We start from the raw sequence: 11365 nt of genomic DNA, 5'->3' as shown, positions 1-11365 counted from the left end.
ATGTTGGTTGGCCGGCGCGCATATCGCAGCCAGTGAATCCGGATTCGACTTGATTTGCGGGCACAATCGATTGCACCAGCGGGGTTTCCCGGTTACCCCGGCCCCTGAACGGTCGAATACGGCGCTGTTGATTGCAAACCGTTCAAACAACGTCTTTTCGAATTGGGCCCATTCTTGCTTGGATAACATGTCGGTCAGCGCCATCGCTTGGCACCTCCTATTCGTGACCCACGGTCGCGATCGCCCACCCCGCTGCTTTTGGCGCGAAGCCAGGTTGCCAGGCATCGGTGTGACGGGGAAGGCGACCGCTTTCGCGGCTCAATCCATTTCGGCATCGACGAACCGACAGCAAGCCGGTTGCCCGCAAATCGGGCGCTGCCTAAGCAGAGGTCAGCTCTCTGCGAGCGGCCATATCCACCAAGGTTCGCTCCCTGGCCCTGTCGATGCCAAGCGCTTTGCGTTTCCTGTCGATATGGGCGATCATTTTACGGGCATGCTTCACCGGATCGATCTCCAGGTCCCACATCCCGCCGTACAGTTTTTCAAACTCTTCGAACAGGTACTTTTGAAATACGGGTGCACCGGTGACCGGCAATCCGACGCCGAAAACGGTATAGACGCCCGAAGCCACGAAGTAGTGGCCGATACTGATCGCCTTTTCACTCATCCACTCGGGCGCGCTTCCCGCCGCAGGCAGGTCGCTGATGTCGTTGCCCAAGCCACCGGCCTTGACGACTTCGGTGGCTGCCAGGAGAATGCGGCTGTTGTCCACGCAGGAACCCATGTGCAGCACAGGGGGGATGCCCACGGTTTCACAGACCTCGGCCAGGCCCGCACCGCAAAAAACACCGGCCGATTCCGGCGCCAGCAAGCCTTCCATGGCGCAGGCAATCCCGTTGCAGCCGGTCGTCAGGACAATCACGTCGTTTTTGATCAGTTCCTTGACCACCTCGATGTGGCCTTCGTTGTGCCGGGTCCTGGCATTGTTGCAGCCGACCACACCGGCGATACCGCGGATACGGCCGTTGATGATGTTGTCGTTCAGGGTGTAGTAGCTTCCGCGAAAGGTACCGCCCAAATGGTACTGGATGGCCTCGACACCGAATCCGGCAACCTGAATTCCTTTTTGTTGGGGAATCATGACTTCGGATCCCCGGTTGGCAAAGTTGTCGATGGCCATCCTGACGATACGCTCGGCATCCTCCATGGCATGGTGTTCGTCAAATTCAATGTGGATCACGTTCTCCTGCTCCATGCGCGCAATCGGATGGGTGGTAATCAGTTTGGTGTGGAAGCAGTTTGCCACATTGGCGACATTTTGGAAGATGCACTGGATGTCGACCACCATGGCATCGCAGGCGCCGGTAATGATGGCCAGTTCCTGTTGGAGAAAGGTCCCGCATTGGGGCACCCCGTGGCGTTGCAGCACCTCGTTGGCTGTGCAGCAGATTCCCGACAGTTGAATTCCCTTGGCACCCTTTGACAGGGCATATTCGTGCATTTCAGGCTTTTGGGCCACCGCCACGATCATTTCCGACAAAATGGGCTCGTGACCATGAATCACCAGGTTGACGTGATCCGCTTTCATCACGCCCAGGTTGGCTTCCGACTGGAGTGGATAGGGCGTTCCGAAAAGAACATCCTGCAGGTCGGTTGCCAACATGGAGCCGCCCCAGCCATCGGCAATGGCTGCCCGGGTTCCCTGTTTCATGAGGTTCTTGTAATCCTGATCCACACCGATATGAGTGCGGTGCATGATTTCGACGATCTCCCGGTCGATGTTTCTGGGCAGTACGCCATTTTTCTTCCATTTTTCATAGAGCAGGGTGGGCGCCCGTTTCAGGTAACGCAGTTCGCCTTCGCTCTTGCCCCATTCACCCAGGGCCTTTTGGGCCACTTCCACAGCGATTTCACTCTGGTCGCGATCAAGGGTCTCGCCGTCCACCGATACCGTTGTCGCGACATCGAAATAGGGTGCAATGGCCATCAATTTGGCGTAATCCTTGATCCGGTAATCCTGGGATTCGTTGCGGGCAACACTCAAAAACACTTCGGCCACACCGCGGCCATGGTCCGAATGGGCTGCCGCGCCACCGGCGATCATGCGGATAAAGTTGCGCGCGGCGATGGTGTTGGCGGACGCCCCGCACAAGCCTTTTCGATCATCCGCACCCTCGATACCGCTTTTGGGCAATGGCAGACGACAAGGACCCATGCCGCAATTTTTGCAGCAGGTGCCCTGGGTGCCGATATTGCACGGCTTCATGTTTTCCGCTCGATCGAATACCGTATCGATTCCCAGCTCCTGCGCCCGCCTGAGCATGGTCTGGGTTGCCTCATCGATGGAGGCCCGGACCGGATCCGGCACTTTCAAGCGTTTGGCAGGAGATGCCGGCGATTCGGTTTTCAGTGGGAGGCCTTTGCCTTTGACGGTCGTTTTCATTTTTTGCTCCTTTCCGATTGTGTCTCTGATAATCAATAGGATCTTGGCAAAGGGCGTGCCAGCCTGGGCAGCCAATCAAGAAATTATTAAAAACGAAATATTATAGGTGGTTGTATCTTTTTGGGTGGGTTGGCAGGGAGGTCTTTCGACACGATAGTCGCAATGGTGCAGCAGTAGGCGATGCGATCGCTGCAAACCTGCGTCAGTCGATAGGCGAGTCGGTCTTTTTGCAGCGGCCGTCGATGTCAGGAAGATCGATGCCCAGGCGTTTGATTTTACGGAAAAGCGTACTTTTATGCATGCCCAAATCCCTGGCCGCCGCCAACCGGTTGTAGCGGTTGCGTTTAAGCGCATTGACGATGGCAATGGCTTCGGTGGCGTCGAGCGTATGGGTCAGGGGGGCGCATGCATGGGAAGCCGGGGGGGGTGAGGAGAAGCAGCCCGGCAAATGGCGCGCCTGAATGGTGCCGTCGCTGCAAAGGACAAAGGCGTGTTCGATAATGTTTTCCAATTCACGGATGTTTCCGGGGTAGTCGTGACCCATGAGAATCTGAAGCACGTCGTCATCCACTCCGCTGATCGCTTTGCCGCGCATCATGTTCATTTTTTCGATGATGTGACCGAGCAGCAGGGGAATATCCTCCTTGCGTTCGCGAAGGGGGGGGAGGTGCAATCGAACCACGTTGATGCGGTAGAATAGGTCCTGGCGGAACTGGCCGGCGGCAACGCAGTCGTCAAGATTCCGGTTGGTGGCGGCGATCACCCGTACGTCCGATTTGACTTTTTCAACGGCACCAAGGGGTACAAACGCCTGCTCTTCCAATACCCGCAGCAGCTTCACCTGAAAGGCGGCGCTGGTGTCCCCGATCTCATCCAAAAGGATGGAACCGCCTGCAGTGGCCGAAAAATAGCCGGGCTTATCTTTCACGGCGTGGGTAAAGGCACCGGATTTGTATCCGAACAGTTCGGATTCGAGCAGGGTGTCCGGCAGTGCGCTGCAGTTGATGGCCACAAAGGGTTTGTTCCTGCGCGGGCTGGCATCGTGAATGGCCCGGGCCAGCAGCTCCTTGCCCGTGCCGGTCTCCCCTTCCAGCAGCACGGTGCTGCCGCTTTCCGCCACCATGGGCAATATGGCCAGGATGTCATGCATGGCGTCACTGCGGCTGACAATGTCGCCGATTTGAAACCGGCCGTCCAGCCGCTTGCGCAGCGCTTCCACCAGGCTGTGATCCCTGAAGGTCTCCACGCCACCCAACACCTCGCCGTCCCTGTTTTTCAGCGGGGCCGTGGAAACCGTGATGGGAATGCGCTTTTTGGCGCTGGTGACAATATAAGTCGATGTGTTGGTCAGGGACGTGCCTTCCTTCATGGTCCGCTTCAGTGCGCAGTCGTCTTCGCACATATTGGAGCGGAAGACTTCCCAACAGTGCCGGCCGATGGCCTCGTGCCGGTCGATGCCGGTAATTTTTTCGGCGGCGCGGTTGAAAGACATGATGCGCCACTGGTGGTCGACGGTGAACACGCCATCGGAGATGCTTTCCAGAATAATTTCGGTGACGTTGTGAGGAATGGGGGCGAGCTTTTCTGGCATTTTCATGGCGATCTGCGTGGTTTGGAACGGCAGCCCATTTCAAGAGGGGCCGTCGAATGGGTATCACTTTGCGATTATAACCTGTTTGGTTGCCAAATTCCAGCCTGGTGTCTGCTGCGAGCCAAGGTACACGCTCAATTGATCCTTACGGGCGGGTGGAAGGTCCAGGTGCCGGAAATAAAGAACCGCCCCAGCAAGTGCACCCACTGTGGCTCGTCGGAGCGAAGCAGGGGGCCTGCTCACCGGGACCGCGGGAAGGAGGGCTATTATTTTACCATGCGCAGGTGGTGCTGGTTGCGGCGCCATTCATCGAAGACGTTGAGGTGGGCCAACAGGTCCTGGCACTCCATTCTGAGCATTTTCACCTGCCAGATGTCTGACGGTGAGATGCGGGCACTGAAGATATCGAAGATGCTGCCATGACCGCAGGGGTCCATGGTTTTCAATCGGCTGACCAGTTTTTCCATCTTGGGAAAATAGTCGTTGATGTCGATGGTATTCTCGACGATATCGGCTGCCTGGGCTTTCAGATCCCGGTAGGTTTCCGGGTGCATGGAAACCGCGTTTCGGGTTGCCGCCAGCGCCTTTTCCCAGCGAACCCGTAATTCCCTTACGGTCAATTGGCTGTCCATGATCCTTTCCCTGCATGATGGCCTGCCGACAGGCAGTTTAGCAACATGTCCGTCGACAGGCGATCGATGCGGCAAGGCCGGATGAGGCTCAGGGTTGCCTGCTTGCGGCCTACATGGCGGTTTCCGGGTGAAAAACGTTGACTTCCTTCAGGTCGTCACCCAGATATTCGCGTTCATTGGGGCCCAATATGCCCAGGGAGAGGCAGATCAGTGTCCACAGATGAACCACCGGATAGTGACCGCCGTAGTGTTCACTGAGCTCGTGGATCTGGGCGTGGCAGTTGTGGCAGCCGGCAATACAGTAGTCGGCGCCGGTGGCTTTGATCTGCTGATCCTTGAGAATGCCGTATTTAAGGCGTTGCTCCTTAAAACCGGATTGGAGAAATCCGCCGCCGCCGCCGCAGCAGAAGTTGTTGGAGCGGTTGGGCTGCATGTCGATGAAATTCTCTTCGCCCACCACGGATTTGACCACGTAGCGCAGATCTTCGGCGATCGGGTCGCCATAGCTTTTGCGCACGATCTGGCAGGGATCCTGTACGGTGAACTTGATCTTCAGATCCTTGTTCCAATCCGCGTTGACCTTCAGTTTGCCCTCACGGATCCACTTGGCGTAGTACTCATAGATGTTTTTGACTTCAAAGTTGTGTTCAAGGTTGAATTTTTTCAGTCCGGCCCGGACTGAGAAAGTCACGTGCCCTCACTCAGTGTTGAGAAACGTTTTAACCCCCAACTTGTTGGCCTGGTTGACGGTCGTGCGGGTGACCTTTTCCCAGGCGTCGTTGTCCGCCAGAAACATGCAATAGTTTTCGCCGGCCCACCCGGCACTGCCGTAGGTCCAGTCCGCCCCGGCAAGGTGAAGGATCTTCCACAGGGGAACCAATTCGTCCGGCTCGGTGACCGGCTCGCGTGAATTCTGGTTGAGGAAAAACTCCGCCCCCTGCTTGTCGATGGGTGCCTGCATGTCGGCAAATTCGGGCTGGGCTTCCTGATACTCTTCCCGTACGTCCCCAACTACAAAGACGAAGTCATCGGGTGCGGTACCCATGGCGCTGGTGCTCTCATTTCTCAGGGCCATGTCGCAGGATCCCAGGATGCCTTTGGGCCGCTCTTCCCTGGGGCGCAGCGCCCGGGCGTTGTATACCAGCTGCGGGATGTCGATGCTCATCGGGCAGACATAGATGCAGCGTTGGCACATGGTGCACATCCACGGCCAATCCGATCTGGCGATCTCCTGGTCCAGACCGAGTGCGGCCATGCGCAGGAACTTGCGCGGGTCCATGCCGTCCAGGCCGGTTGCCGGACATCCGGAAGAACACGCACCACAGGTCAGGCAAAGGTTCAGGTTGCCGCCTTCCGGCAAAATCTCCCTGACCTTGTCCATAAAGGTGTTCCGTTTTTTGCCGCCCAACTGAATGACCTCATCATCCATCGATTCCGCCTCCTGTTTTGAATTTTAATTAAAGATATCGCGTCACGGTCCGATAGGGGAACTATCCGGCGACTATGTTTGGCAGGGCCATGCGCCTTCTACGCACCAGCCATCAGAGCATAAAGCGTGCCCGATTCCTGAACGTCGCAGTTTTTAAAAAGTAAATTATTTACAGATAGATAGAGCAAGGATGGGAAAATGGTCTCATCAAAACGTTGCAAATTTGCACCCATAAGGGGGGCGGTGGGTTCTGATCGTGCGACTCTGGTCGATCGTCCAGGCAAAAAAAACGGCTGGCATTGTCATTTAATCCTTGCCAAGTCGGTTCGTCTGTTATAAGCAGGGCACAACGCAATAGTCCTGCTCTTGGCAGGTGATGCGCTTACCCCTACGTAAAGCGGTGTTTGCCTCCCTTAAATAAAATTAATGCAGACGTAAATCCCTAAACGGCAGGTGGATTGCTGACAATTGTGCATGCGGCCAACCGCTTCATGCGACATTTACTGGATGGTCCGGCTGTGGGTAGCTGCGGCAGGAACCCGCCATGACCGACAACCACGAAGAAAGACTAAGAAGACAAATTGATGGACGAGAACAAACGAAAAAAAATCGAAGCCAAGCTTTTTCAGCTTTTTACACAGACCGACCCAAACGCCAAGGCCGGTTCCCACACGAAAACGACACCCACCATCGTCAAGGTCATTCGTCGCCGTAAGGGCAAGCCCGATCTTCAGGTTGCCTGAAACACACCTGTTGCCCGTCCACGAATGGTCCTTTTCCTTCGATTGTGTTGGAAACCTTGCGTTGAACCCTCTCTTGGATGGCCATGGTTGCGGTACCGATCCACCGTCCGGTTTTTGCTTACGCAAAAGGCTTTCATGCGTCTACGGATATTGCCTGACAGGACGATGCACGGGTGCGCCTGACGGGATTGCCCGCTTTTTTCAACGCCGCAGATGCTTGTCGGCAGTGCTTCGCGGTACCGTAAGGATGAATATCGATTTCCGGTTCGCTCGCTGACCCCACCGCAAGGGAAGGGGGAATGTGTTCGCTATCGCCGTTTATCATCCGAGCGCCGTGTCTTGGCCCATGGGTCGTGTTTGATCACTTCCTGCCAATCGGCATGGGCCGTTCATCAAGGATTTGCCGGCGGGCATGAAACCATTGCATGGTTTCGGAAATAGTGGTATTTAAACAGTATTTGAACGGATTAGCTAAATTTTGCCTTATCTTGCCTGCGCGTGCGACGCTTTTCGACACGCGCTGAAAAAAGATTCCTGACCCAGTCGCCGTGCATGGCGCTGTCGGTGCGCCTTTGTTCGGACACACCGGTTTTCCGGTAAAAGAACGATGATGGCCTGAAGGTGCCATGTGGCTATGACGCAAACCCTGATCGCCTGCCACGAATGCGACCTGCTGCACCGCGTGCAACCGCTGCCGGAAAAAAGCAAAGCCCGCTGCAGGCGTTGCGGGGCTTTGCTTTATGTTCACTTTCCGAAAACCATCGACCGGTCGCTGGCCCTGGCCATCACCGGACTGGTGCTGCTGGTCATCGCCAACATCTATCCGTTTTTGTCGCTGGAATCCCAGGGGACCATCCTGGAAACCACGCTCATCACCGGGACAATCATTCTTTCCGAGCAGAGCATGGCAGGCGTGGCCATCCTGGTCCTGCTCACCAGCATGCTGATTCCCTGTATACTGCTGGGAGCCCTCGTTTACGTGCTGTGGCCGATGCGATCAGGTCATCGCCTGCCGGCCAGCCGGCGGGTTTTCAGGCTGGCACTCAGCCTTCGCCCGTGGAGCATGACCGAAATATTTTTACTGGGCATCCTGGTATCCGTGGTCAAACTGTCTAAAATGGCCACCATCATACCCGGCACGGCACTTTTCTCATTTCTTGCGCTGGTGTTTGTGCTGGCGGCGGTCAACACCGTCCTGGTTCCGATCACCATCTGGGAGAAAATGGACGAATGGCGATGACGTATCCGCACGCCGACCACACCGCCGCCCGGTCGGGCCTGTTCAACTGCCACGGCTGCAGCCTGCTGGTCCACCGGCCGCCGGCAGTCCACCGGGTGCATGCCAGATGCCCACGCTGCGGTGCGCGTCTTCACCTTAGAAAACCGAACAGCATCGCCCGCACCTGGGCCCTGTTGATTGCGGCCCTGATTTTCTACATTCCGGCGAACCTGCTGCCGGTGACCATCACCACCTACCTGGGCAGCACCCAGCCCGATACGATTATGAGCGGTGTCATCTTCTTCATGCAGACCGGATCCTGGGGCATCGCATTGATCATTTTCGTGGCCAGCATTGTGGTTCCCATTGCCAAACTGATCGTTCTGGGCGGGCTTGTGCTATCGGTCCAGCGGCGAACCCGCTGGCGGCCTGAAGAACGCACCCGCCTCTACCGCATCACGGAACTGGTGGGGCGCTGGTCCATGCTGGATGTCTTCGTGGTGACCGTGCTGGTCGCCCTGGTCCGCCTTGGATACCTGACCACCATCGAGGCGGGGGCCGGCGTCGTTTATTTCGCCGCGGTGGTAGTCATCACCATGATTGCCGCCATGACTTTCGATCCGAGACTGATTTGGGACGCGCTGGAGAAAAATGATGAATCACCTGCCCACTGAACCCGCGTTTGACGAACCGATTCCCGAGCCTGAGATCATGCGCGGAAAGCGCTTCTCCATTGTCTGGCTGATTCCTGTTCTGGCTGCCTTGATCGGCGTCTGGCTGGCTGTCAAAGCCGTCCGTGAAACCGGCCCGACCATCACGATTGTCTTCAAATCCGCCGAGGGACTGGTGCCCGGTAAAACGGAAATTAAATTCAAGGATGTCACAGTCGGCAAGGTTCAGCGCATCCAACTCAGCGAGGATCTGTCACAGGTGTTGGTTACGGCGGCCATGAGCCGCGAGGTGGCCGCCCATCTCACGCGGGACACGCTGTTCTGGATCGTCAGGGCGCGCGTGGCCGTGGGAGAGGTGTCCGGCATCAGCACGCTGCTTTCCGGTGCCTACATCGGCATGATACCCGGGCGCAGCGGCAAGGTGATGCACCGGTTCGAAGGGAACGAAAAGCCGCCGGCCATCTTCCGGGATACACCGGGCCGGCAATTCAACCTGCGCGCCGAACAGTTGGGATCCCTGGACATCGGATCCCCGGTTTACTACCGGCAGGTCAAGGTGGGCCGCGTCACCAATGTGGACATGGCCGAGGATGGTACCGGTGTGCTGCTTGAGATATTCGTGGAAGCGCCCTATCACAACCAGGTGAAACGCGGTTCCCGGTTTTACAATGCCAGCGGCCTGGATGTGAAAATCGGTGCCGACGGCGTCCGCATCGATACCCCCTCGCTGGCCAGTCTGCTGGTGGGGGGGATTTCGTTCTTCACCGCAGAGGACATGAAAACGGCACCTCCACCTGTCGAGAGCCATATCTTCACCCTGTATGACAACCGCGACGCCGCCAACGCCGCCTCCTACAGCTATCGCGAGTATTATCTGCTCTACTTCGAAGAGACCGTACGGGGACTGTCGGCGGGGGCTCCGGTAGACTTCTACGGCATAAAAGTCGGAGAGGTGGTCAGCATCCGGTTGCTGTTTGATCAGGACACGCTGACCTTCAGGATTCCGGTGCTCATTGCCATCGAACCGGACCGGATCGAACTTTCCGGTGAACTGGCCATACCCGAGTATAAAGTGATGGAAAAGCTGGTGGCAAAAGGGCTGCGCGCCCAGCAGCGAACGGGAAACCTGCTGACCGGCCAAAGCTATGTGAGCATGCGCATCCTGCCGGAAGCCGAACCCCAGGTGATCCGCACGGGCGATGTTTACCCGATACTGCCCACCATCCCCAGCACGGTGGAGGAAATCGCGGCAACGGCCAAGCGGTTGCTGGATCACTTCAATCAACTGCCCCTGGACGAGACGCTGGCCGATATTCGGGAGGCTGCGCGACAGGTCAAGGCCATGACCGGATCCAAGTCTCTGGAAAGCGCCATCGAAAATATCGACCAGAGCTTTGCCGAATTCAAAAAGGTGACTGCCGACCTCAATGACGGCACCCTGCCGAAAGTGAACAGCATGCTGGACCAGGCCAAAGCGGCCATGGTTCGCGGCGAGGAAGCCCTTGCCACCGCCAACACCGTGCTGGGCGAAGGCGCACCCATCGCCTACAACCTGAACCGGCTGCTCCTGGAACTTCAGGAGGCGGCCCGGGCCGTGGAAGCGCTGGCCGACTATCTGGAGCGCCATCCCGATGCCATCGTTTTTGGAAAAGGAAACCAGGAATGAACCGATTATCTCTGTGGGTCCTCGCTTGCAGTTGCGCGCTGATCACCGCCTTCTCCGGATGCCGATCCATTACACCGCCGCTGTCCTACTATATAATCAGCCCCTTGACCGACACCTCGATGCCCCCCGCGGACGAAGGGGGTAAGCGGGCTAAAATCGTCGGCCTCAACCCGATTGAACTGCCCGGATATCTCAATCGAATACAAATGGTGAAACGGACCGGGGCCAACCGGCTTGTGGTTTCTTCCAGCAACCGGTGGGCCGATTACCCGGACCGGCTGATCCAGCGGGTGCTCGGCGACAACCTCCAGCTGCTCATGGCCGATACGCGGGTTTACAGCGCACCCTGGCCGGCCGGTATCAAGCCGGATGTGACCGTCGACATCGCCTTCCACGAACTGATCGGCACCGCCGACAAAACGATGCTTCTCAGCGCCGTGTGGACAATTTCCGCCGAGCATGGCCCGTCGGCGCCTCATCGGACGACCCTGTCTCAATCGATCACCGGTTCGGGCTTCGATGACCTTGCCGCTGCCCACAGCCGCGTGCTTGAAGCGCTCTGCCAAGAGGTTGCCGACGCGCTGAGCGGGTTTCCTGCCCACTGAGAAAATCCCTCGCTGCGCTGCAGACCCGGTATCCCAACCAGTCAATCGCAAGTATTCTCTTGCATGCGTGCATTCTTTTAATTGCAATGGGCAGGTGCGTCGAGATGCGCATCGGACAGGCTTTGCATGCCTCCCCGGCGGTTCCCGGTCCTGCTGCGGATACCCTTTTTTCGGCTGTGGATCTCTCCTGTCCGGTCAAGGCATCGGTGCGGCAGACGGGCGGCTCCAGCCAGCCTGTCGACAATCTGCCAAGAATCCAGCTTTGTATTGGAACAGTGTGACGTGCAAAGGAGGACCCCGACACGAGGTGCCGTTTAACCTCGAGTCGGGGCGTAGGAGGTGAGAGTATGGCTGAATGAATGGAGG

At 57.3% G+C, this 11365-nt stretch carries 9 protein-coding genes and 1 pseudogene; 5 read left to right on the top strand and 5 right to left on the bottom strand.

Annotation, left to right across the window (positions count from 1 at the left end; genetic code table 11):
* From ACZCED_RS20790 to ACZCED_RS20770, 5 genes and pseudogenes are all read right to left on the bottom strand, one after another.
* Window positions 1-204 (bottom strand): annotated as a pseudogene (locus tag ACZCED_RS20790) (PocR ligand-binding domain-containing protein); the annotation flags it as partial.
* Between the two features lie 175 nt (window positions 205-379).
* Window positions 380-2443: an anaerobic carbon-monoxide dehydrogenase catalytic subunit gene (gene cooS, locus ACZCED_RS20785; RefSeq protein ID WP_462968446.1), complete on the bottom strand. Its 2064-nt coding sequence runs from the start codon at window positions 2441-2443 to the stop codon at window positions 380-382.
* Between the two features lie 202 nt (window positions 2444-2645).
* Window positions 2646-4040, bottom strand: coding sequence for a sigma-54 interaction domain-containing protein (locus tag ACZCED_RS20780; protein ID WP_462968445.1), 1395 nt, complete (start codon window positions 4038-4040; stop codon window positions 2646-2648).
* Window positions 4041-4300: 260 nt separating this feature from the next.
* Entirely contained in the window at window positions 4301-4666 is a 366-nt protein-coding gene (locus ACZCED_RS20775) for a hypothetical protein (RefSeq protein ID WP_462968444.1), read from the bottom strand.
* Between the two features lie 109 nt (window positions 4667-4775).
* The gene (locus ACZCED_RS20770; RefSeq protein WP_462968443.1) at window positions 4776-6095 is read right to left on the bottom strand and encodes a (Fe-S)-binding protein; all 1320 of its coding nucleotides are present in this window, start codon (window positions 6093-6095) and stop codon (window positions 4776-4778) included.
* 584 nt (window positions 6096-6679) lie between these two features.
* Here ACZCED_RS20770 and ACZCED_RS20765 point away from each other — a divergent pair.
* From ACZCED_RS20765 to ACZCED_RS20745, 5 genes are all read left to right on the top strand, one after another.
* Entirely contained in the window at window positions 6680-6838 is a 159-nt protein-coding gene (locus tag ACZCED_RS20765) for a hypothetical protein (protein ID WP_462968442.1), read from the top strand.
* A 634-nt stretch (window positions 6839-7472) separates the two neighbouring features.
* Window positions 7473-8078, top strand: a complete 606-nt coding sequence (locus ACZCED_RS20760; RefSeq protein WP_462968441.1) for a paraquat-inducible protein A — start codon at window positions 7473-7475, stop codon at window positions 8076-8078.
* A complete protein-coding gene (locus tag ACZCED_RS20755; protein WP_462968440.1) occupies window positions 8075-8731 on the top strand; it encodes a paraquat-inducible protein A in 657 nt (218 codons plus the stop codon). The genes ACZCED_RS20760 and ACZCED_RS20755 overlap by 4 nt, the downstream gene beginning before the upstream one ends.
* On the top strand, window positions 8709-10394 hold the full coding sequence (locus ACZCED_RS20750) for a PqiB family protein (protein WP_464861605.1): 1686 nt from the start codon (window positions 8709-8711) through the stop codon (window positions 10392-10394). The genes ACZCED_RS20755 and ACZCED_RS20750 overlap by 23 nt, the downstream gene beginning before the upstream one ends.
* A complete protein-coding gene (locus tag ACZCED_RS20745) occupies window positions 10391-10999 on the top strand; it encodes a PqiC family protein (protein ID WP_462968438.1) in 609 nt (202 codons plus the stop codon). The genes ACZCED_RS20750 and ACZCED_RS20745 overlap by 4 nt, the downstream gene beginning before the upstream one ends.
* The last annotated feature ends 366 nt before the right edge of the window (window positions 11000-11365 follow it).

This window comes from Desulfosarcina sp. (genome assembly GCF_055467485.1).
Note: the sequence above shows the minus strand (reverse complement) of the source record. Positions and strands in the feature narration are given on the sequence as shown.